This is a genomic window from Actinosynnema sp. NPDC049800, from assembly GCF_040656635.1.
GTDB lineage: Bacteria > Actinomycetota > Actinomycetes > Mycobacteriales > Pseudonocardiaceae > Actinosynnema.
This window is the reverse complement of the sequence record NZ_JBFAMT010000088.1, coordinates 1-22,834: the sequence shown is the minus strand read 5'-3', so window position 1 is coordinate 22,834 and position 22,834 is coordinate 1. Positions and strand designations below refer to the sequence as shown.

15 protein-coding genes are annotated in these 22,834 nt (G+C 73.4%); 8 read left to right on the top strand and 7 right to left on the bottom strand.

Annotated elements, in window-relative coordinates; all coding sequences use genetic code 11:
- Positions 1 to 66 precede the first annotated feature (66 nt).
- Both metX and AB0I91_RS42680 read right to left on the bottom strand, forming a co-directional pair.
- Positions 67 to 2,379 (bottom strand): homoserine O-acetyltransferase MetX, encoded by a 2,313-nt coding sequence (gene metX, locus AB0I91_RS42685; RefSeq protein WP_499641948.1) that lies wholly within the window; start codon positions 2,377 to 2,379, stop codon positions 67 to 69.
- On the bottom strand, positions 2,376 to 3,425 hold the full coding sequence (locus AB0I91_RS42680; protein ID WP_499641946.1) for a GNAT family N-acetyltransferase: 1,050 nt from the start codon (positions 3,423 to 3,425) through the stop codon (positions 2,376 to 2,378). The genes metX and AB0I91_RS42680 overlap by 4 nt, the downstream gene beginning before the upstream one ends.
- A 361-nt stretch (positions 3,426 to 3,786) precedes the next feature.
- Here AB0I91_RS42680 and AB0I91_RS42675 point away from each other — a divergent pair, with 361 nt between their 5' ends.
- The 5 genes from AB0I91_RS42675 to AB0I91_RS42655 all read left to right on the top strand — a co-directional run bounded on the left by AB0I91_RS42675 (position 3,787) and on the right by AB0I91_RS42655 (position 11,912).
- On the top strand, positions 3,787 to 6,702 hold the full coding sequence (locus AB0I91_RS42675) for an AfsR/SARP family transcriptional regulator (RefSeq protein ID WP_499641944.1): 2,916 nt from the start codon (positions 3,787 to 3,789) through the stop codon (positions 6,700 to 6,702).
- Between the two features lie 146 nt (positions 6,703 to 6,848).
- Entirely contained in the window at positions 6,849 to 8,474 is a 1,626-nt protein-coding gene (locus AB0I91_RS42670) for a hypothetical protein (protein WP_499618027.1), read from the top strand.
- On the top strand, positions 8,471 to 9,718 hold the full coding sequence (locus tag AB0I91_RS42665) for an aldehyde dehydrogenase family protein (RefSeq protein ID WP_499618028.1): 1,248 nt from the start codon (positions 8,471 to 8,473) through the stop codon (positions 9,716 to 9,718). The genes AB0I91_RS42670 and AB0I91_RS42665 overlap by 4 nt, the downstream gene beginning before the upstream one ends.
- Complete coding sequence (locus AB0I91_RS42660; RefSeq protein ID WP_499641941.1) at positions 9,712 to 10,860, top strand: MFS transporter; 1,149 nt, start codon at positions 9,712 to 9,714, stop codon at positions 10,858 to 10,860. The genes AB0I91_RS42665 and AB0I91_RS42660 overlap by 7 nt, the downstream gene beginning before the upstream one ends.
- A 176-nt stretch (positions 10,861 to 11,036) precedes the next feature.
- Positions 11,037 to 11,912 carry a serine hydrolase gene (locus AB0I91_RS42655; protein WP_498786145.1) on the top strand — a complete coding sequence of 292 codons (876 nt, stop codon included), beginning with the start codon at positions 11,037 to 11,039 and terminating at the stop codon, positions 11,910 to 11,912.
- 73 nt (positions 11,913 to 11,985) lie between these two features.
- On the opposite strand, the gene AB0I91_RS42650 is transcribed toward AB0I91_RS42655, so the two are convergent.
- The 5 genes from AB0I91_RS42650 to AB0I91_RS42630 all read right to left on the bottom strand — a co-directional run bounded on the left by AB0I91_RS42650 (position 11,986) and on the right by AB0I91_RS42630 (position 17,751).
- Complete coding sequence (locus AB0I91_RS42650; RefSeq protein ID WP_498786143.1) at positions 11,986 to 13,017, bottom strand: MerR family transcriptional regulator; 1,032 nt, start codon at positions 13,015 to 13,017, stop codon at positions 11,986 to 11,988.
- On the bottom strand, positions 13,011 to 13,829 hold the full coding sequence (locus AB0I91_RS42645; RefSeq protein WP_499641939.1) for a HEAT repeat domain-containing protein: 819 nt from the start codon (positions 13,827 to 13,829) through the stop codon (positions 13,011 to 13,013). Before AB0I91_RS42645 ends, AB0I91_RS42650 begins: the two co-directional genes overlap by 7 nt.
- 192 nt (positions 13,830 to 14,021) lie before the next feature.
- Entirely contained in the window at positions 14,022 to 16,208 is a 2,187-nt protein-coding gene (locus AB0I91_RS42640) for a xanthine dehydrogenase family protein molybdopterin-binding subunit (protein ID WP_499619113.1), read from the bottom strand.
- Positions 16,205 to 17,188 (bottom strand): FAD binding domain-containing protein, encoded by a 984-nt coding sequence (locus AB0I91_RS42635; RefSeq protein WP_498786139.1) that lies wholly within the window; start codon positions 17,186 to 17,188, stop codon positions 16,205 to 16,207. Before AB0I91_RS42635 ends, AB0I91_RS42640 begins: the two co-directional genes overlap by 4 nt.
- Positions 17,185 to 17,751, bottom strand: a complete 567-nt coding sequence (locus AB0I91_RS42630) for a (2Fe-2S)-binding protein (protein ID WP_498786137.1) — start codon at positions 17,749 to 17,751, stop codon at positions 17,185 to 17,187. Before AB0I91_RS42630 ends, AB0I91_RS42635 begins: the two co-directional genes overlap by 4 nt.
- A gap of 153 nt (positions 17,752 to 17,904) precedes the next feature.
- Here AB0I91_RS42630 and AB0I91_RS42625 point away from each other — a divergent pair, with 153 nt between their 5' ends.
- The 3 genes from AB0I91_RS42625 (at position 17,905) to AB0I91_RS42615 (ending at position 22,739) form a co-directional block, all read left to right on the top strand.
- The gene (locus tag AB0I91_RS42625) at positions 17,905 to 18,621 is read left to right on the top strand and encodes a TetR/AcrR family transcriptional regulator (protein ID WP_498786135.1); all 717 of its coding nucleotides are present in this window, start codon (positions 17,905 to 17,907) and stop codon (positions 18,619 to 18,621) included.
- Positions 18,622 to 18,742: 121 nt separating this feature from the next.
- The gene (locus AB0I91_RS42620) at positions 18,743 to 20,890 is read left to right on the top strand and encodes an MMPL family transporter (protein ID WP_499641936.1); all 2,148 of its coding nucleotides are present in this window, start codon (positions 18,743 to 18,745) and stop codon (positions 20,888 to 20,890) included.
- Positions 20,891 to 21,344: 454 nt separating this feature from the next.
- On the top strand, positions 21,345 to 22,739 hold the full coding sequence (locus AB0I91_RS42615; protein WP_499641934.1) for a family 43 glycosylhydrolase: 1,395 nt from the start codon (positions 21,345 to 21,347) through the stop codon (positions 22,737 to 22,739).
- Positions 22,740 to 22,834 lie beyond the last annotated feature (95 nt).

Genomic DNA, 22,834 nt, shown 5'->3' with positions numbered 1-22,834 from the left:
CTCGTGCAGGCGGCGGGCGCCGTGCTCGCCGTCGAACGCCGTCGCCCACCAGCTCGCCGCGGCGCGTCAGCCGCCGTCGTCCGCGCCGCGCACGACCGACTCCCGGGCCAGGACCTCCCCCACCCGGTGCAGGTACGGCGGCACGTGGAGCAGGAACGCGTCGTGGCCGCGGTCGGTCGTGCGGTCCTGGTGGTGCTCGGCGGGCAGGCCGCGGGCGGCGAGGTTGGCCTGGATGTAGCGCGCGTGCTCCGGCCCGTACAGGCGGTCGGAGTCGAAGCTGAACAGGTGCACCCCGGGCCTGCGCCGGAACGGCGCGCACGGGCGGTCGTCGGCGAACGCGTCGAAGCTGTCCATGGCGTGCATCAGGCACAGGTAGCTGTTCGCGTCGAACCGCTCGACGAGGCTCGCGGCCTGGTGCTCCAGGTAGCCCTCGACCGCGAACGGCCCGGTGACCACCGAAGGGCCCGTGCCGTTCGCGGCACGCCGATCGCGGCCGAACTTCCGCGCCAGCATGTCCTCGGACACGTAGGTCAGGTGGCCGATCATCCGCGCTGTGCCGAGACCGGCCGCCGGTCCCCGGCCCGGCGGGTACCGGCCCTCGTGGAAGTCCGGGTCGGACCGGATCGCGGTCCTGGCGACGGCGTTCCAGGCGAGGTTCTCCGCCGTGTGCCGGGCGGTGCCGGCGACGATCAGGAAGTCGTCGGCGTCGTCCGGCGCGCGCAACAGCCATTCCAGGGCCTGCATGCCTCCCAACGAACCACCGATCACGGCGCGCAGGCGTTCGACGCCGAGCTCGGCCACGAGCGCGCGGTGCACCGTGACCATGTCGGTGATGCCGATCGGCGGGAAGTCCGGTCCCCACGGCTCGCCGTGCGGTCCCGGCGAGGTCGGGCCGGTGGTGCCGGAGCACCCGGCGAGCACGTTGGCGCACACCACGAAGTGCCGGTCGGTGTCGACCGGGCAGCCGGGCCCCACCATGTCCCGCCACCACCCGGGCCGGTCGTCCGGGTGGTGGGCGGCCGGGTGCGAGTCGCCGGTCAGCGCGTGGCAGACGAAGATCGCGTTCGAGCGGTCGTCGTTCAGCTCGCCGTAGGTCTCGTACGCCACCGTGACGGGCGCGAGCGTCCGGCCCGACTCCAGCTCCAGCGGATCGGCGCGGTCGAACAGCACGACCGTCCGCACGTGGCCGTCCTCGACGGGAGGGGTCGGTGCCGGGCGGTACCTCCGCACGAGCAGGGCGGCGAGCAGCAGTCCGCTGAGCGCGCCGATCACCAGGAACGACACCCGGCCGGTCAGCTCGTACAGCGCCACGCCCACCAGCGGCCCGAGGATGTTGCCGATGTCGGACACCAGGCCGAACAGCCCGAACGCCTTGCCCTGCCGCGACATGGCCGACCGCAGCTCGACGACGCCCCGGCGCGCGGTCAGGTAGAGCGCGGCCTGGCCGACCATCAGCACGACGAAGCACACCGCCACCGGCCACACCTCGGCGCTCGCGTACAGCCCGGCCGTGCCGACGGCCGCGAGCGCCAGGCCGATCCTGGCCATCGCCACCAGCCCGAGCCTGCCCGCGTAGCGGCCGAGCAACCAGCTGACGACGCCGAACGCGGCCAGCCCGATGGCGAAGACCAGCGAGATGGCTCCCCGCGCGGACTGCTCGCCGTCGGCGCTCAGGTAGAGCGGCAGCACGGGCTCCAGCGCCGAGTAGGTGAGGTTGGTGAACAGGTCGAGCGCGCCGAGCACCAGCACCCAGGTCCACCACCGGCCGGTCGCCGCACCGGTCGCGGTGTCGTCCTCCGGCTCCTCCTCGACCGGCGCCGGCACGTCGCGCGGCACGGCCCACCGCAGCCCGAACGCGGTCACCGCCGTCACCGCCGCGCCGAACAGGAACAACGCGTCCAGGCCGAACGGCGCCGCGACACCGGCCGCCAGCGGCCCGAGCAGGAAGCCCGCCACCGCGAAGGTGCCGAAGTTGCCCATCATCCGGCTGGTCGGCAGGTCGTAGCGGCGGCACAGCGCGGCCATGCCCGCGTACAGGGCCGGTGTCACGAGACCTTCGCCGATGCCCCACAGGGCGCGCCCGGCCAGCAGCATGGCCGGATCCCGCGCGATCGCCGTGACCACGATGCCCGCCGCCGCGATGAGCAGCGCCACGCACCCCACGTCACCCGGTCGCCACCGGTCCACCCACATCCCGCCGAACGGCTGGGCCGCCGCCTTCGCGCCGGCGAACACCGCGAACGTCAGCGCGACGACGGTCGGGTTCGCGCCCGCCCGTTCCTCCAGGTCCGGCACGAACGGGATGAGCAGCGTGTAGGAGGCGTTGACGCTCAGCAGCGCGCCGAACAGCAGCGCGGCGCGGCTGCGACCGGGGCTCATTCGCCGCCCTCGATGTAGGCCACCATCACGCGGTGCATCTCGGCCAGGGCCGCGCGCAGCGCGGGCGTCGGGTCCGGCGAGTACACCAGCGCCCACAGGTCGGTCCCGTCGAGCCCGTGGCGCTCCTTGAACCGGTAGTTGTCCCGACCCCACTCGATCCGCCGGAACCCGTTGGCGTAGGCCCATTCGGTGCAGCGGTACATCATCGCCACGTACGTGCTCAGCTCGGTGAGGCCCGAGTAGTCGACGCCACCGCACAGGAACGTGACCTCGGCGTCGTGCCGGAAGCCGAAGAACACCCCGGCGACCCGGTCCTCGACCCGTGCCACGACCAGCAGGGCGCCGGGCGTCCGCAGCAGGGCGTGCAGGGTGTCCTCGTCGTACAACGCGGGCCAGCCGTGCTCGTCGGTGGTTCCGACGACCAGCGGCAGCGCCGACGGCACGAGGTCGTGCGCCTCCGGCCCTTCCACCACGTCGATCCGCAGCCCGCGTTCGTCGGCGCGCCGCAACCGCCGCTGCACGTCCATGCGGAGCTTCCTGGGCAACCGGCCGAGGTGGTCGTCGAAGCCGCCGGACAACTCCGAGCTGTACGTGCGGTCGAGCTTGACGCGACCGGCCGGTGGTCCGACCGCGTCCTCCCACGTGGCGGCGGCGGCCTCGGTGAGGTTCGGCGCGATCAGCAGGTCCGCCTCGCCCGCGTCGATCCACTCCATCGCGGTGGCGTGCGCGCCGCGCGCGAGGGCTTGCGGGAAGGCGCCGCGCTTGGTGTACATCGAGTACGTGGAGCCGGCGAAGACGTGGCGGCTCCCGAGCCGCGCCTGCCCGGCCTGGGTGACGTACCCGTGCCAGAACGGCGAACTGCCGAGCGCGTAGAGCGGGAGGACCTGTCCTTCGGCGTGCACGTAGCCGTGCCGCGCCCGGCCCTCGATACGGGTCGTCTCCCACATGCGCAGCCAACCGGCCGAGTCGTAGAGGCAGCCGGACACCACCCGCTCGGGTAACTCGCCGAGCAGCGACCACCCCTGCGCGGTCCTCGTGGTCGTCATGTCCTGGTCCTCCGCCCGGCCCGCGGTAAGACCGCGTCGATCCGCCGTAACGTCACCACACGCAATGTTCCCCCATGCGCCGCGTTGTCCGTGCCGTGCACCAAGTGCTGAACCGGTCTCGCGGTCGTCGGTGGCAGTCGGCGGGCCGGTTCGCAACCGTCGCAGACTACAGGCGGCACCACCGGAACACCCGTGCGCGCAACGGGAACGGCGCGGTGCGGGAGTCCCTGCGCGCGGCCACTCCCGCGGGCCGCCGCGGTCCCTCGTGGGCCGGAATCGGCTGGATGGCCGTTGGAGCCGCTCTGCACGCTGTGCCACGATAGGTAACGGTTCGTGTCGGTGGGCAGGTTGGGAGCGGTGGGTGCTGGCCGTCCAGGTGCTCGGCCCCATCAGGGCCTGGCGCGACGGCACCGCGCTCGCCCTCGGCCCCGCCGGCCGCAAGGCCGTGTTCGCGTTGCTGGCCCTCGCGCCCGGCAAGCCGGTGACGCGGGCCGAACTGGTCGACGCGCTGTGGGGCGAACGTCCTCCGGCCAGCGCGGCCAACGTCATCCACACCCACGTCAAGCACCTGCGGCGGTTGCTCGAACCCGAGCGCGGCGCGCGCTCGCCGAGCACGACCATCCCCACCGTGGGCGACGGGTACGCGCTGGACCTGCCCGCGGACGCGGTGGACGCCTCCCGGTTCCGCGCGCTGGTCGCGCGTGCCGGTTCCCTGGCCCACGACGAACCCCGCCGGGCCGCGGACCTCCTGACCCGGGCGCTGGGGTTGTGGCACGGACGTCCGCTGGCCGACGTGCCGCTGCTCGACGGACACCCCGGCGTCGTCGCGCTGGCGGGGGAACGCCGGGCGGCGCTGGCCCGGCACGCCGAGCTGATGACCGCCGTCGGTGCGGCGCGCGACGTGCTGCCCGGGCTGGTGGAGCACGTCGCGGCGCACGGGCTCGACGAGACGATGCACGCGTTGCTCATCCGCGCGTACACCGCGGCCGGCCAACGGGACCTCGCGTTCGACACCTACCACGGGATGCGGCGGCGTCTCACGGAGGAACTCGGCGTCGGCCCCGGCCCCGAGCTGACCGCCGCCTACCTCAACGCGCTCGAAGAGACCTCCGGCGACGACGCCACCGCACCGGCGGAACCCGCGCTCGCGTCCTCCGGCGTGAACCAGCTGCCCGGGGACGTGCACGGCTTCACCGGCCGGCAGGCGGAACTCGCCGAACTCGGCCGGGTGCTCACCTCCGAGCGCACCGGGGTGCCCATCGTCGTCGTGTGCGGCGCCGCCGGCGTCGGCAAGACGGCACTCGCGCTGCACTGGGCCCACCGGGTCCGCTCGCAGTTCCCCGACGGGCAGCTGCACGTGGACCTGCGCGGCTACGACCCGCGGTCGCCGATGGCGGCGGAGGACGCGCTGGCGCACCTGCTCGACGGCCTCGGCGTCACCGGCACGGACGTGCCGGTCGACCCCGACCAGCGGGCCGCGCGGTACCGCGCCGAACTCGCGGACCGGCGGGTGCTGGTCGTGCTCGACAACGCCTCGTCGGTCGAGCAGGTGCGGTCGCTGCTGCCCGGCACGCCGAGCTGCCTGGTCGTGGTGACCAGCCGCAGCAGCCTGGCGGGCCTGGTCGCGCTGCACGGCGCCCACCGGCTCGACGTCGACCAGCTGCCGACGCCGGACTCGCTGGCCCTGCTGCGCGCCCTGATCGGCGAGCGGGTGCGCCGGGAACCCGAAGCCGCGGCGGACCTGGCGCGGCGGTGCGGTCGGTTGCCGCTGGCGCTGCGCATCGCCGCCGAGTTGGCCGCGTCACGGCCCGGGTCCACGCTGGCGGAGCTGACCGGCGAGCTGGCCGACCGGCGCCAACGGCTGCGCGTGCTCGACACGGGTGACGACGCCCGCGCCGCCGTGCGCACCGTCTTCTCCTGGTCGTACGCGCAGTTGCGGCCCGAGGTGGCGCGGGCGTTCCGGCGGCTGGGCCTGCACCCCGGTCCGGACGTGACGCCGTTCGCGCTCGCCGCGCTCACCGGGACCGACCAGCTGGAGGCCCGCCTGTCCCTGGACGCCTTGGCGCGCAACAGCCTCGTGCGGCGCGTGCCCGGCGACCGGTTCGTCGTCCACGACCTCCTGCGCGCCTACGCCGAGGAGCTGGCGGACGAGCACGACCCGGGGCCGGAGCGGTCGGCCGCCGTCGACCGGCTGCTCGCCCACCACCTGGCCGCCGCGGCCGAGGCGATGGACCTGCTCTACCCGGTCGACCGCCCGCACCGACCCGACTCCCCCGTGACGCCACCGCCCGCGTTCGCCGGCGCCGACGCCGCACGCGCCTGGCTGGACGCCGAGCGGTCCACGCTCGTCGCGCTGTGCCGTGCCGCCGAACGCGACGACCGGCCGCGCTACGTGGTCGACCTGGCGAACACGCTGTACCGGTACCTGGAAAGCGGCCACTACGCGGACGCGTCGACCGTCTACGGGTGCGCGTTGCGCGCCGCCCGCCGGGCGGGCCGGGACGACCTGCTCGCCGCGGCGCTGACCAACCTGGGCGCGTTGCGCCGGATCCTCGGCGACTACGACCAGGCGGTCGGCCACCTGCGGGAGGCGATCGCGCTGCACCGGCGCACCGGCGGGCAGCACGGCGTGCCGCGCGCGTTGTCGAACCTCGGCATCGTCCAGGAACGGCTCGGCGAGTACGACGAGGCGGTGTCGCTCCAGCAGGAGGCGCTGGCCGTGCACCGACGGCTGGGCAACCGCCACGGGGAGGCGGCGGCGCTGCTCAACCTGGGCAACGCGTACAACCGCCCCGGTCACCACTCCCTCGCCGCCGAGTGCCTGGAGCGCGCGCTCGACCTGTTCCGCCGGCTCGACGACGCGAGCGGCCAGGCCAGCGCGCTGTCCAACCTCGGCGACGTGTGCGCGAGCCTGCGGCGCTACCCGGACGCCGTCCGGCACCTCGACGAGGCCCGGGAGCTGTTCCAGCGCCTGCACCACAGCTACGGCGTGGCGGTGACGTTGAGCAACCTGGGCGCCGTGCACACGCGGCTCGGCGACTGGTCCCAGGCCCACCGCTGCCACACCTCCGCACTGGAGACGTTCCGCGACATCGGCCACCGCTACGGGGAGGCGAGCGCCCTCAACGGGCTCGGCGAGACCCTGCGGGCGGCGGGTCGGCCGGACGAGGCCCTCGTCGCGCACGCCGACGCCCTGCGGATCGCGACCGAGACCGGCGACCAGGACGAGCAGGACCGCGCCCGAGCCGGGTTGGGCAGCGCCCGCAGCCAGGCGTGACCCGGGAGGAGGGCGTGGTCGCCGTTGCGGTGAGGACTTCGTGTCCATTCGCCGTCCAGACCTCGTCCAGAGGCGTTGTCGAGACTTCCCTGGTCGAGAAGTGACGGCCGGGCGGGGGTCCGGCGTCCGCACCCCGGGGGAGAACCATGTCAGTTCGGCTGGACCGCGTGGCACACGACTGGTGCGCGGTCGAGTCAGGCCGGATAGCCGCGCTGCTCGAACGACGCGGGCAGGACGCCGGGCCGGTGGTGTTCGGCGCGGGCTTCGGCCCTTCGGGCCTCCCGCACATCGGCACGGTGAGCGAGGTCGTCCGCACGTCCTTCGTCCGGCGGTCGTTCGAGGAGACGACCGGGCGGAGCACCCGGCTCGTCGTGGTCGCCGACGACGTGGACGCCCTGCGCAAGGTGCCGGACACCGTCCCCGACCGCGACGCGTTGGCGGCCCACCTCGGCATGCCGTTGCACCAGGTGCCGGACCCGTGGGGCCGGGCGGCCAGCCTCGCCGAGGGCATGGTCGACCGGCTGCGCCGGGTGCTCGACCTGCTGGAGGTCGACTGCGAGGTCGTGCGCAGCTCCGACCTCTACCGCTCGGGTCGCCACGACTCGACCATCCGCGCCTTCCTGGCGGACTTCACGGAGGTCAACGCCCTGGTCGGCCGTTCGGTGGGAGCCCTGCGGCGCAAGTCCTACAGCATCGTGATGCCGTTGTCGCCGATCACCGGCCGGGTGATCGAGCACACGCGCGTGCTGGACGTCGACCACCGGCTGGGCACGATCACCTACGAGATCCCGAAGGACGTGATCATCCAGCGGCCGGGGTTGGACCACGGCCTCGAACCGCACGAGTACTACGTCGGCGAGCCGATCGGCGAGCCCGTGACCGTGTCGGCGCTCGGCGGCCACTGCAAGTTCCAGTGGAAGGCCGACTGGGCGCTGCGCCTGCTCAGCGGCGACGTCGCCTACGAGATGCACGGGCAGGACCTGGCGGACTCGGCGCGCGTCGTGCGGCAGGTGTTCCGCCGGCTGCGCCGCGAACCGCCGGTGCTCTTCGAGTACGGGCTGTTCGTCGACGAACGGGGCCGGAAGATCTCGAAGACCGTCGGCAACGGCTTCGCCCTCGGCGACGCGATCGACTGCCTCACCCGCGAGGGCCTGCGGATGCTGCTCTACCGGAGGCCTCGCCGACCACGCCGGTTCGACCTGGCGTCCGTGCCGCGCGTCAACGACGCGGTGCACGACGAAGCGCGTCTCGCCCGCCGACCGCACCGAGGGGCGGGCGCCCGGCTGCGGCTGCGCCGGATCGGCGCGACGACCGAGCCGCAGGGGCCGCGGTTCGGCTCCCTGGTGCGGGTCCTGGCCGCTTGCGCGCCGGTCGACCACGCCGGCGCGGTGGCGTTCGTCGAGCGGGTCTTCCCGCCGGACCGCCGCCCGGAACCGGACCTGGTGATGCGGGCGTGGCGCTTCCACCTGCACGCCCGACCCGCGCCCGAGCCGGTCGTCCTCGACACCGCCGCGACCACCGTGCTCCGCCGCCTCGCCGACGCCCTGGAGTCGGCGCCGCACGCCGATCCCGGCGTGCTGCTGCACAAGGCGCTCGAAGGCCGTCCCTACGCCTACCGGGCGCTGTACCTGGCCCTGCTCGGCCGGCCGCACGGCCCGCGGCTGGCCACCTGGCTGCGGATCACCGGCGCCCGGCGCTCGCTCGCCCTGGTCCGCGACGCGCTGTCCCTCCCCGTTCCCCCGTCCGACCGTTCCGAAGGTGGTTCGCAGTGACCCGATCCGCAGTCCGCCCGGCCCTGGTGGACTTCCCCGCTGTGCAGGAGCGAGCGCGCGCCTTCGCCACGACCCTGCGAGAGCGCTCTGCGGAGGTCGTGCACAGCCTGTCCGGCTACCAGTGCGCGAACGTGGCGCTCGACGAGATCGAGCGATCGGTCGACCTGCTGGAGAACCTGCACCTCAACCGGGAGCACTTCACCGGGAAAGTGGACGCGGTGACCACGTTCCTGCCGTTGAACCAGCCCCTGTACGCCACGGTGTGCTTCGGCGTCGTGCCGTCGTTCATGGCCGAGGACACCGCGCTGCGCCCGCCGACGGCCATGCACCCGCACTACCGGGCGTTGGCGGACGTGCTCGACCTGCCCGCGCACTTCCCGGAACTGCACGTGTCCTACGACGACAAGGAGGAGTTCGTCGCGGGGCGGGCGCACCGCACGGACGCGGTGGTGTTCACCGGCACGCCCGAGAACGCGGCGAAGGTCCGCAGGTCGTTCCCGCGCCGGACCTTGTTCATCCTCAACGGTTCCGGCCACAATCCGCTCGTGGTGACCGAGACGGCCGACGTCGACCTCGCCGTCGCCGGCGCGCTGCGGGTGGTGCTGTACAACCAGGGGCAGGACTGCGCCGGCCCCAACTCGATCCTGGTCCACCGCGCCCGCCTGGCGGAGTTCCGCGAGACCCTGTTGGCGCGGCTGCGGGAACTGGAGCACCGCGTCGGCCCGTACTCCGACCCGGAGAACGTGGTGGGGCCGAACACCGACCCCGACCACGCCGTGAAGATGGTCCGCCGGTTCCGCGACGACCGCGCGTTCTGGCTCTACGGCGGCGAGGTCAACCCGGCCAGCGGGATGATCAGGCCCACCGCGTTCGAGAAGGACCTGGCGCTGGGCGGCAACTTCCGCGAGTTCTTCGCACCGGTGTTCTTCCTCCAGCCTTACGACGACGACGCGGAGCTGCGGCGGTACTTCGAGGACCAGCGGTACGCCGCCAACGCCATGTACGTCTCGGTGTTCGGCGACAGCCCTTACGTGAAGTCACTGCTCGACTCGCCGTGGCACGACGCGGACTCGATCCTGTGGGACACCGACCTGCACCTGACGGAGAAGGGGTACCTCCCCTACGGCGGGCGCGGGCCGGCGGCGTCCTGCCTGTACGTGGACGGCGTCCGGGTGCCGGGCGCGACCCTGCCGCAGCGCGACATCCACCAGCACCTGGTCGCGCGGCGGGGCAGTCCGTGCTGAGCAGGCGCTGGGAGCCGGTCGCCGCGATCTGCACGGTCGCGGTGGTCGGCCTCGTCACCGGCCTGACCGTGCCGCTGGTGTCGTTGCGGCTCAGCGGCGGCGGCGCGTCGGGCGCGTTGATCGGGACGGCCGCCGCGCTGCCCGCCGTCGGCATCCTCGCCGCCGTGCTGTGTCTCGGCCCGCTGACGTGGCGGTGGCGGATCAAGCCGCTGCTGATCCTCGGGATGCTCGGTTCGGCGGCGAGCACCGGGCTGCTCGCGGTGACCGACAGCGTCCCGGTGTGGCTGGTGCTCCGGTTCGCCGTCGGCGTGTTCGCCGGGCTGCTGCTGGTGCTCGGCGAGACCTGGATCAACGCCATCACCCCGGAGGCCACGCGCGGGCGCTGGATCGCCGTCTACACCTCGGTGTTCACGCTGTGCCAGGTGTCCGGCCCCGGGTTGCTGGCCCTGTTCGGCTCGGCCGCCCAGTGGTCGCTGCTGGTCGCCGTGCTGACGCACGTGCCCGGGATCGCCCTGCTGGCCGCCAGCTCGTGCCGGATCGACGGGTTCAAGGCAGGCCGGCCGACCGCGTCCCTGACGTTCGCGCGGTCGGCGCCGACCATCGCGCTCGCGGTGCTGATGTTCTCGTTCTTCGACAGCGCGGTGCTGGCGCTGCTGCCGCTCTACGGCTTGGCGCACGGGCACACCGAGGCGATCGCCGTCCTCATGGTGGGCGCGGTGTTCGCGGGCGACGCGCTGCTCCAAGTGCCGTTGGGCTGGTGGGCCGACCACGTCGACCGCCGCCGGCTGCACGTCGGGTGCGCGGTGGTCGTGCTGCTGCTGGCGCTGGGCATGCCCCTGCTGCTGGAGGTGTCGGTGCTGATGTGGCCGGCGCTGGTGGTGCTGGGCGCCGCGGCGGGTGGCGTCTACACGCTCGGGTTGGTGCGCATCGGCCAGGACTTCACCGATGACGGACTCGTCGACGCCAACGCGGGCGCCACCGTGCTGTGGGCGATGGGCAGCCTCGTCGGCCCGCTGATCGGCAGCGCCGCGCTGGACCTCCTGCCGCCGGACGGCCTGATGCTCGCCCTGGCCGCCGTCACCGCGCTGTTCCTGACCGCCGCCGTCGCGGACTTCCGGGTGCGGGCACCGCTGTCGCGCTGACCGTCCGGTGGAAGGGGTGGACATCGCGACAACGGCTCGCGCGCTGAAGAACGTCCTTTTCGGCGACGACGTCCGGCGGGGCAAGAAGGTTGTCCTCGGTCTTGTTTTGTGATCATGACGGTGGTCACCCGCCTTCCCAGGCAGCACGCCCGGCACCCCTGCTACCTTCCGTCGACATGAGGGCGATGAACCAACGAATGATCGCGACCGCGCTGGTCGTGGCCGCCGGCTTCACGCCGTTGGCCGCTCCGGCGGCCAGTGCCGCGCCTCCCGCCGCCGCCGACATCACGGCTCGCGCCCGCCCGGTCGCCACCAAGACCCACTTCGACTGGACGCTGCTGAACAGGATCCGCCGGGCGAGCGCCTACGCGGAAAGCCGTCCCGGTTTCGCCGGAATCGTCGTGCGGGACCGGAAGACCGGCGCCGTCTGGCGCAACGTCCACTCGGACACGCTCGTCTGGGCCTGTTCCACGCCCAAGCTCGCGATGGTCGTCGACCTGCTGCTGCGCAACGACTCCGGCGCCGTCCGCCTGACGGCGGAGGACCGCGACCTGATGCACCGCATGCTGAACTCCAGCGACGACAACGCGGCGCACACGCTGTGGACCCGCTACGGCGGCGAGCAGGAGTTCGCGGCCCGCTTCCCGTCCTACGGGATGACCGACATGCGGTTCACCGACCAGCACCCGCACCACTGGGGCTGGATCCTCACCACGGCCGACGACCTCGACCGGCTGATCAACTACGTGCTGACGAAGCTCCCCGCCGCCCACCGCGACTACATCGTCAACGAGATGCGCTCGGTCGACGTGAACCAGCAGTGGGGTGTCTGGGGAGCCGGCGCCGCCGCCCGACCGGGCAACAAGAACGGCTGGTCCGACGACAACGACGACGGTTCGTGGCTGATGAACTCGGTCGGCTTCGTCGGCCCGGACGAGCGCTACACCCTGGCCATCATGAACAACACGCAGGTGGTCCAGGACGGCTACAACGTGGGCCTGGAAACCACCACGGAAATCAGCCGGATCATGTTCGACGGTTATTTCGGCTGATCGAGTCCCACCCCGGGGGTCGGCGCACCGTTCCCGCGCGGAATGAACGGTGTCCGCGGCTGAACGGGCCCGGTCAATCGTCGTCGCCGGCTTCGGCGGACCGCCCTTCGAGAACGCCGACGAACGCCGTGGCGACGAGGGCGACCGCGCGGTCGTCGTCGTGGGCCAGTCGGCGCAGGACTTCCCGCGCGCCGGTGCCCGACAGCTCGACCAGCGCCTGGGTCAGGCGGATCCGGATCGCGGAGTCCGCGGTGGGCGCGGCCAGCTCGTCGACCAGCGCGGTCATGATCCGGTCCGCGCACCCCGCGTCCCGGGACAGCGTTCCCAGGACCTCCGCCGCGTCGACGTCGTTGACGCCCTCGACCACCATGCCGACGAGGGTCGGCACGGCCGCCGTCACGCCACGCCTGCCCAGTGCCAGGGCTGCGTGCCCGCGCACCGTCGCGTCCGGGTCGCCGAGCGCGTCCGCGAGCACCGCGGTCGCACCGGGCGCCTCCGGCAGCTCGGCGATCGTCAGCACCGCGCGCCGCCGGACGTCCACGTCCGCCGAGCGCGCCCCGGCGGCCAACGTCGCCATGCCGTCGCCGCCCGACCGGGCGAGCGCCCAGCGCAGGGCGCCCGCCACGTTGGCGTCGGCTTCGGTCAGGACCGCACCGGCCAGCAGCTCCGCGGGCACGGGCGCACCGTCCGGCCGGGCCAGGACGGCCTGCTGCCGGCGCGCGGCGCTGGTCGAGTCGAGACCCTGCATGAGCTCGACGACGCGCAGGACGCCCTGCCAGCCCGCGGGCGCCGACGCGTCGATCGCGCGGAGCCGTTCGAGCAGCTCCTGGTCGCGCTCCAGGCGTTCTTCCGTCCACCGGATGAGGTCGCCGACCAGGGCGGTCGGCGTGAACGCCGGGTCGTCGAGCGCACGCCTGATCTGCTTGAGCGTGAGCCCGAGGGACCGCAGGCCCTCCACGTGGAAGATCCGGCGGATGTCCTCGGCGGAGTACTCGCGGTAGCCGCCGACCGTGCGGCCACTCGGTCGCACCAAGCCGAGGGCGTCGTAGTGCCGGAGCATCCGGGTGCTCACCCCGGAATGCCGGGCCACGTCGCCGATCAGCAAGCCGTGCTTTCCGGAACCTCCGCGGCCTCGATCGACTCGACGGCCCCGGCCTCCACCGCCACGGCCTCCACCGCCACGGCCTCCACGGCGCCGGTCGACTCCCCCGGCTCGGCCGGCCCTTCCGGCTCGACACCCGCTCCAGCAGCTCGTTCCGGACCGAGCGACACGACCCGCTTCGCCTCCTCGACGGCCGCGTCGAAACCGGCGTCCGGGTCCTGCCGGAGCAGCTCGGTGGCACGGGCGTGCGCGGCCACCGCCGGGTCGAGGCTCGTCGCCGCCTCCCCCAGGGCGGGCGTGATCACGTCGCCGAGGTCGACCAGGGCCCGGCTCAGGCTCAGCCGCACGTCGCGGTCACCGCGACCGAGCTGCGTGACCAGCTCGTCGACCAGGTCCGCCTTCCCGTCCTCCGGCACGAGGGCGACCGCGACGCGCCACGCGGTCCGCGCGACCTCGTCGTCGGCGTCGCGCAGCATGTCGCGCGTGATCCACGCCCACGCGCCCTTGTCGCCGATCTTGGAGAGCGTGTGCAACGCCTGGCTGCGGGCCCGGGTCCGCTCGGAGTCGAGTTCCCGGCGGATCCGGGGCAGGGTGAGCTCCGGCGGCAGGCGGGTCAACGCCCAGGACAGCATGTCCCGCACGAAGAAGTCCGGCTCGACCGCGCACCGCTCGACCAGCGCCTCCAAGTGAGCGGGGTCGGGGTTCGAGCCGACCGCCAGGGCCGCCTGGAGCCGGACCGACGAGTCGTCGGCGCTCAGGGCGGCGGCCACCCGGGCGTGCTGCGGGGTTCCACTTGTCGTAGGGATCGGGACCACCTCCTGCGCCCAGTGGACACCTTGTCACCGTGTCAAGGTCAAACCCGTGACCGGCGGACCTGGAGATCACCCGGTCCACGGCGAGCCTCCCCGAGCACGCTGAGTGACGGTACCTGCCAGCGCGGCATCGCACCCGGCACCACCGCGACGACCGCCACGCCGTCAGCCATCGACCAGCACCCGCACCCGCCGCTACAGCAGCTTGTCCCGCGTGATGGGCAGGTCACGCACCCGTCGGCCGGTGGCGTGGTAGACGGCGTTGCCGATCGCGGCGGGCACCCCGGTGATCGGGGTCTCGCCGAACCCGCGTGCGCCCAAGGCGCTGCTGCCGGGGTCCGGGAGGTCGACGAAGTGGCTCTCCACGGCCGGGGCGTCCGCGCACACGGGCACGAGGTAGCCGGACAGGTTCGGGTTGACGACCCGGGCGGTGTGCCGGTCGTGGACGGTGTGCTCCATCAGCGCGTGCCCGATGCCCCACGTCACGCCGCCGAGCACCTGGCCGCGGGCGGTGCGGCGGTTCATCACCCGGCCCATGTCGTGCGCGGTCACCACGCGGGTGACGCGCACCGAACCCAGCCTGGCGTGCACCCGCACTTCGACGAAGACCGCGCCGTAGGAGTGGCCCGGCGTGTTCTGCAGCCTGCCCGTCGCCTCCACCGGTTCGCCGTGCCTGCCGACGACGGCGCGGTAGCTGTCGCGCCGCGCGCGGTCGCGCACGTGGAGCAGGTGGCCGTGCGCGGTCACCACCTCGTCCGCCGGGACACCGGCCAGCGGGGATCGCGGGTCGGCCACCGCCAGGGCCACCACCGCGTCCCGCGCGGCACGGGCGGCGCGGTCCACCGGTCCGGTGACGCTCGCGATCGTCGCCGAGCCCGCCGACACGCCCGCGTACGGCAGCGCGCTGTCGCCGATCACGGCGGTGACGGCGTCCAGCGGCACGCCCATGGCGTCGGCGACGACCTGGCCGATCACCGTGTACGTGCCGGTGCCGATATCCTGGGTGGCGATGCGCACCACCGCCCGGCCGTCGGCGCCGATCGTGACGGAGGCGGTGACCGGCGGGTCGGCCGGTGCGGCGGCGAAGGTGTGTGCTTCGGTGGCCATGCCCCAGCCGACGTGCTCGTCGCCGTCCCTGGTGGCACCGGGCCGCGGTGCGCGCCGGGACCAGCCGAACGCCTCAGCCGCGATCCGGTAGCAGTCGAGCAGGCGCTTGCCCCCGATCGGCGCGCCGGTCTCCTGGTTGACGGCGGTGTGGTTGCGCCGCCGCAGCTCCACCGGGTCCACGCCCACCTGCCAGGCGAGCTCGTCCAGGGCGGTCTCCAGGCCGAAGTGGGCGGTGGTCTCCGGTGACCGCATGTAGCTCGACGAGGCGAGGTCGAGCGGCACGCCCTCCTGTCTGATGTGGACGTTCGGGCAGTCGTAGAGGGTGCTGGACGAGTCGCTCTCGTTGAAGATCGACTCCTCGGTGCGGGACAGCTGCGCGACGGTCGTCTCGACCAGGGCGGTGAGCTTGCCCTGGCGGGTGGCGCCGATCCGCAGGTGCTGGCGGAACTCGGCCCGGTGGCCGGTCAGGGTGAACATCTGGGCGCGGGTGAGCACCAGGCGGACCGGTCGCCGCGCCAGCCGCGCCGCCGCGACGGTGAGGATGGTGTGCGGCCAGACCGGTCCCTTCGCGCCGAAACCACCGCCCAGGAACGGCGCCAGCACGCGGATGCGGTCCGGTGGCAGGCCGAACGCGGTGGCCAGGACCGACCGGGTGAGGTTGACCCCCTGGGCGGTCTCGTGCACCGTCAGGCGGTCGCCGTCCCACTGCGCCGTGGTGGCGTGCGGCTCGATCGGGTTGTGGTGGCGCGTCGGGCTGGAGTAGCGGGCCTCCAGCCGGACCTCCGCCGCCTCCAACGCCGCCGCCGCGTCGCCGCGGGTGATCTCGTTGGGCCGACCCCGGAACGGGAGCGGCAGGTGGGGCGGCTCGGTCGCGTCGTCCATCGACGCCGTCGGCGGTTCGGCGCGGTAGTCGACGCGCACCAGGTTCGCGGCTTCCCTCGCCTGCTCCACGGTCGTGGCCAGGACGATCGCGACGGGTTGGCCGGCGTGGTGCACCGCGGTGCCCTGCAAGGGGATGAACCCCTTGATGTACGGGAACGTCGGCACGGTCAGTCGAGGCAGGTCGGCGTGCGTGTACACCGCGACCACGCCGGGGTGCGCCAAGGCCTGCGACGCATCGATGCGCACCACTTCGCCGCGGGCCACCGTGCTCGTCACCAAGAACCCGTGCAGCGCACCGGGCACCGGGTCGTCCGCCGGGTACCGGGCGGCGCCGGTGACCTTGGCGCGGCCGTCGACGCGTGCCACCGGACGTCCCACGAGTCCGTCGTTCACCGCAGACCTCCCAACCCGCTGAGCAGTTCCACCAGCGCGCGCTGCACCAGCTCGACCTTGAACCCGTTGTGCTGTCGCGGCACGGCGTCGCGCACGAGCGCGCGCCCGGCCCGCTCGATCGCGTCCACCGTCAGCGGCGCGCCCCGCAGGACCGCCTCGGCCTCCGGCGAGCGCCACGGGGTCGTCCCGATCCCGCCGAACGCGAGCCGCACGTCGCGCACCCGGCCGCCGCGCAGGTCCAGGACGGCCGCGATCGAGACGACGGCGAACTCGAACGTGGCGCGGTCGCGCAACTTCAGGTAGCGCGACCGGACCGCCGCCGGGCCGCGCGGCACCTCGACCGCGGTGATCAGCTCCGCGGGCCGCAGCACCGTGTCGACGTGCGGCGCCTGCCCCGGCCGCAGGTGGAACCCGTCCACCGGGACCTGCCGCGCGCCGTCCGGCCCGAGCAGGTGCACCACCGCGTCGAGGGCGAGCAGGGCGACCGCGAGGTCCGACGGGTGGGTGGCGATGCAGTGCTCGCTGCCGCCGAGCACGGCGTGGCCGCGGTTCCAGCCCTCCAGCGCGGGGCAGCCGCTGCCCGGCACGCGCTTGTTGCACGCCGAGGCCGCGTCCCGGAAGTAGCCGCACCGCGTGCGTTGCAGCAGGTTCCCCCCGATCGTGGCCATGTTGCGCACCTGCGGTGACGCGGACGCCTCCAGCGCCTCGGCCAGCACGGGGAAGCCCTCGCGGACCGACCGGTGCTCGGCGACCTGCCGCATCCGCGCGAGACCGCCGACGCGCAGGCCGCTCGCCGAGGCGGTGATCGACGCGAGGTCGAGCCGGCTGATGTCGACGAGGTGCTCGTGCTGCTGCGCGCCGTCCCTCATGAGGTTCAGCAGGTCCGTGCCGCCCGCGATGAACGCGGCGCCGGGCGTCCGCCGCGCCACGCGCACCGCCTCCGCCGGTTCCCGGACCGGGATGTACCCGAACGCCCTCATCCGCGCACCTCCCGCGCCGCGTCGGCGACCGCCGCCACGATGTTCTGGTAGCAGGCGCAGCGGCAGAGGTTGCCGCTCATCCACTCGCGGATCTCCGCCGCCGACCCGGCGTGCCCCTCCCGGATGCACGCGACGGCGGACATGACCTGACCGGACGTGCAGGCGCCGCACTGGAAGGCGTCGTGGCGGATGAACGCCTCCTGGACCGGGTGCAGCCGATCGCCGTCGGCCAGTCCCTCGATCGTGGTGATGTCGCTGCCCTGCCTCATCACCGCCAGCGTCAGGCACGCCTTGACCCGCTCGCCGTCGACCAGGACCGTGCAGGCGCCGCACTCGCCCCGGTCGCACCCCTTCTTCGTGCCGGTCAGCCCCAACCGCTCGCGTAACGCGTCCAGCAGCGTCACCCTCGGCTCCACGGTCAGGACCCGGTCGCGGCCGTTGACCGACAGGGTGATCTCCGCGCTCTCCCCCGGCGCGACCGCGCTCGGTGCGGTGGGCTCGGCGTGCGCCACGGCAGGCAGGAACGCGGTGCCCGCCGCCGTGACCGCGGTGGACTTCAACACCGTTCGACGTGTGTGCGCCCGTGCGGGGCGAGAGGGCTCCGGCACCGCATCCTCCTCGACTCCGAATATAACGCGCTATAGCACCGCCTGTAACAGAGTCAGGTATACCGGGCTGGTGTAACAATGACAACCCCTGGCGTATAGCATCGTTACATGGTCGGATCGACGCGACAGCACATCCTCGACGTGACCGCGGACCTGCTCCGGGACGTCGACATCGAGGCCGTGTCCGTCCGCGACGTCTGCCAGGCCGCCGGGATCACCGCGCCGACGCTGTACCACCACTTCGGCGACAAGCGAGGTCTGCTCGAAGCCGTCGCGGCGGAGGGCTTCGCCCGCTACCTGGCCGAGAAGCAGGGCCGCGGGCCGTCCGAGGACCCGTTCGACGACCTGAGGGCCGGGTGGGACGGCCACGTCCGGTTCGGCCTGACGAACCCGGCGTTCTACGTGTTGATGTACGGCGGCACCAGGTCGCGCGAGCACCCCTCGGCACGGGAGGGGTTGCGGGTGCTGCACGACATGCTGGTCCGCCTCGCCGAACGGGGTCGGCTGCTGGTCACGCCCGACGAAGCCGTGCCCACCATCCACTCCGCGTGCGTCGGCACGACGTTGACGCTCGTGGCCGACCCGGACTCACCGGCCCACGCCGACCTGTCCCAGCGGGTCCGTGACGCCGTGTTCGCCGCCGTCGTCAAGCCGGAACACCCTGCCGGACAAGGGGTGGAAGCCCTGCCCGACACGGCACGGGCACTGCTGGCGACCCTGGGCGCCCACCGCGACCCGCTCCTGTCACCGGGCGAACGACTCCTGCTGACCGAACTGCTCACCCGCCTGGCCTCCACGTCACCGGACCGCGGCCCGTCCGACTGAACTCGCGCGGGAACGCCCGAGACCCCGCGGCGCGGGCCCGGGTCGCGCCACGCCGGTTTCACGCGCGACGGCGGAAGATCACTGATCTTCGAACGCCGCCGTGGTGACGCTGGGGGAACCGATGAGTGCTGCACTTCCCGACGGCCGGGCCGCCCGGACCGTCGCGGCGCTGAGCCGGGTGTGCATCCGGCGCCGGTTCGCCGTGATCGGCGCGTGGGTGCTGCTGGTGCTGGCGCTGGTGACGGCCTCGCGGGTGATCGGCACGCCGACGGACAACGACGTGAGCCTGCCGGGCACCGACGCCCAGCTCGTGCGGGACCTGACCGCGTCACCGGAGGCCCCGGCCACCTCCGGCACCGTGATCGTGGTGGCCGAGGACGGGCGGCTGGACGACGAGGTCCGCGCCCGCGTGCTGGCGGACACCGCGGCCTCGCTGCAACGAGCCGAGCACGTGACGGCGGTGAAACCACCCTCGACGCGGGACGGGTCGCTGTCCGCGGACGGGCGGACCGGCTGGTTCACGGTCGGCCTGGACGTCCGCCGGGCGGAGCTGACCAAGCCCGTGGCGCAGGTCGTCACGGACGCCGCCCGGCCCGCCGCCGACGCCGGCCTGCGGGTGCTGCCCGGCGGGGCGCTCGCCCAGGTCCTCGACGGCTCGGGCAGCACCGGCGACGAGTACTTCGGCCTGCTGCTGGCCGCCGTCGTCCTCTTCCTCGCGCTCGGCGGCCTCGTCGGCGCGGTGCTGCCGCTGGTGACCTCGGCGCTGTCGGTGCTCGCGACGCTGGAGGTCGTGGGGCTCGCCGGGAACCTGACCTCGATGCCGGCGGTGGCGACGACCCTGGCGCTCATGGTCGGCCTCGGCGTGGGCATCGACTACTCGTTGTTCCTGCTCAACCGCTTCCGCGCGCTGGCGCGGTCGGGCCTCGCGGTGCCGGAGGCCGTCGAACGGGCGGCCGCCGACTCGGGCACGGCGGTGGTCGTCGCCGGTGTGACGGTCGCCCTCGCGCTCGCGGGACTGGTCCTGACCGACGTGCCGCTGCTGCGCACGCTCGCCTGGACGTGCGGGATCGCGGTCCTGTTCGCCGTGCTCGCCGCGCTCACCCTGCTGCCCGCGCTGACCTCGCTGGCCGGGCGCCGGCTCGCCCGCGGCGGGAGGCTGCACCACCGGCTGGCTCGCCGCACCGGCTCCGGCGGCTACTGGGCGCGCCAGGCCGACCGGGTGACCCGCAGGCCCTGGCCGGCAGGCGGGTCCGCGCTCGTGCTGCTGGCCCTGCTCGCCGCACCGGCGACCGACCTGCGACTGGGCCAGCTGGACGCCGGGTCCTCGCCGACGTCCACCGCCGTCCGCCAGGCGAACGACGCCGTCTCGGCCGCCTTCGGACCCGGCGCGGGCACGCCGCTCACCGTGCTCGGCCGGCTCCGGACGCCGGTCGCCGACGCCGGGGACGCCGGTCTGTCCGAGCTGGTGGCGGTGGTGCGGGCCCAACCCGGCGTGGCGTCCACCGGTCCGGCGACGCCGGCCGCGGACGGGCGGGTCGTCACCGTCCAGGTGATCCCCTCGACCTCAGGCGGCGACCCGGCGACGGCGGACCTCGTCCACCGCCTGCGGAGCCAGTCCGTGCCGGGCATGACGGTGCACGTCGGCGGGGGCGTCGCCGCCCGCGCGGATCTCGCCGAGCGGGTCGGCGACAAGCTACCGCTGGTGATCGGGGTCGTGCTGCTGCTGTCGGTCGCGGTCCTGCTGCTCGCCTTCCGGGCGCCGCTGCTCGCCCTCAAGGCCGCCGTGATGGACCTGATCTCCATCGGCGCGGCCTACGGCGTCCTGACGGCCGTGTTCACCTGGGGGTGGGGCGTGACGTGGCTGGGGCTCTCCGGTCCGGTCCCCATCCCGAGCTTCGTGCCGCTCATGCTCTTCGCCCTGCTGTTCGGCCTGTCGATGGACTACGAGGTGTTCCTGCTCAGCGACGTCCGGCGGCGCTTCCGGCTGACCGGCGACAACCTGCGCTCGGTCCGCGAGGGCCTGGTCGGCACCGGCGGCGTGATCACCGCGGCGGCAGCGATCATGGTCGGCGTCTTCCTCGCGTTCGTGCCCAACGACGACCCGACGATCAAGATGTTCGGCGTCGGCATGGCGGTCGCGATCGCGGTGGACGTGACCGTCGTGCGCTGCCTGCTGGTCCCGGCCACGATGGCGATGCTCGGCGACCTCACCTGGTGGACGCCGGGCCGCGGGCGGGTGCGCGCGCCCGAGCCCTCGCGATCGCGATGAAATTTTCCGGGCGGGTGTATCCACCGCCCTGCACGACGCTCTTCTCTGGTGTCGGGTGGTTCCAGGTTGGGGAGCCGGACCACCCGCGCAGGGGGGATAGCGCGCCACCCGCCCTTCGGGGCGGGTGGGCCGCGCCATCGGGTTGCCGGGGCAATTCAGATGACCTGGCCCCCAGGCACGGCGTTTGCAGCCGGCCACGGGCGTGCTGAGCGCGAGGAACCCGCCCAGCGCCCCCTTGACACCCGGATGGTCTTGCTCGGACACTAGGACCGGGCCGTGATGTTAGCGCAAACATCCACCTGCGCCACCCTTCGCGCGGCAGGCGTCGTCAGCCTGTCGCGCACCGCCCCTGCCCGCGGCACTCGGCTGCACGGACCCCGATTCGCCCGCAACCCTGTCGTGTTAGCGCTAACCACGCTCAGGCATCCCCGACCTCCGGCACTGGGAGTTGACCATGCGTCGTCGAACGCGCACCTGCGTGGTGCTGTCCTGCCTCATCGCCGCGACGGTGGCCGTGCCACTGCCGGCGTCCGCGGACGTGCTGCCGACCGGGGCGCGCTCGCTCGAGTCGGTGAACTTCCCCGGCCGCTACCTCCGGCACCAGGACTACCTCGGCCGGCTGGACGCCGTGACCTCGGGCAGCACCGCGCAGACCAAGCTGGACGCGACCTTCACCGTGATCTCGGGCCTGGCCTCGCCGTCGTGCTACTCCTTCCAGGCCAAGAACGGCTCGTTCCTGCGGCACCTGGACTGGCGGGTGCGCCTGGACGCGAACACCGGCGAGGCGCGCTTCCGCGAGGACGCGACGTTCTGCGCGGTGGCCGGGTCGACGGCCGGGTCGGTGTCGCTGACGTCGTTCAGCCACCCGGAGCGCAGGATCCGGCACCGCAACTACGAGTTGTGGCTGGACACCTACCAGGACACGGCGCAGTTCCGCGCGGACAGCTCGTTCCGCCTCAACGCGCCGTGGAGCCCGAAGACGACCAAGGGCCCGATCATCCCCGGCCTCTACGCCGACCCGCACATCGCGAACTTCAACGGCCGCTACTACCTCTACCCCACCACGGACGGGTACGCGGGCTGGGCCGGCACCTACTACAAGGCGTTCTCCTCCACCGATCTGGTCAACTGGACCGACCACGGCGTGATCCTCGACCACGGGCCGGACGTGTCCTGGGCCGACAACTCCGCGTGGGCGCCCGCCGTGATCGCCAAGAACGGCCGCTACTACCTGTACTTCAGCGGCGGGGCGGCGTCCGGCGACACGGGCAAGCACCTCGGCGTGGCCGTGTCGGACTCGCCCACCGGCCCGTTCCGCGACGCCCTCGGCAGGCCGCTGATCCGCGCGGGCTCCTACTCCGGGCAGGCCATCGACCCCATGGTGTTCACCGACGACGACGGGCAGTCCTACCTGTACTGGGGCAACGGCACCGCCTACGTCGTCCCGCTCAACGCCGACATGACCTCCTTCGACCCGGCCAAGGTCCGCACCATCACCCCGAGCAACTACCGCGAAGCCTCGTTCGTGTTCAAGCGCAACGGCACCTACTACTTCATGTGGTCGGAGAACGACACCCGGGACGAGAACTACCAGGTCGCCTACGCCACCGGGACGTCGCCGCTCGGCCCGTGGACCAAGCGGGCCGTGGTGCTGCAGAAGCGCTTGGAGCTGGGCATCAAGGGCACCGGTCACCACTCCGTGGTCAAGGCGCCCGGCAGCGACACCTGGCAGGTCGCCTACCACCGCTTCGCCGTGCCCGCCGGCAACGGCACCAACCGCGAGACCACCGTGGACCGCATGACGTTCAACGCCGACGGCACCATCGCCCAGATCGTCCCCACGCTGTAAGCCGACGGGATCAGCGGGGCGGGGGGGGGGGGGGGGGCGGCGGGGGCGGCGCCCCCCCCGCCGCGCGGCGCGCCGGCCGTGACAGTGGCGGCTGG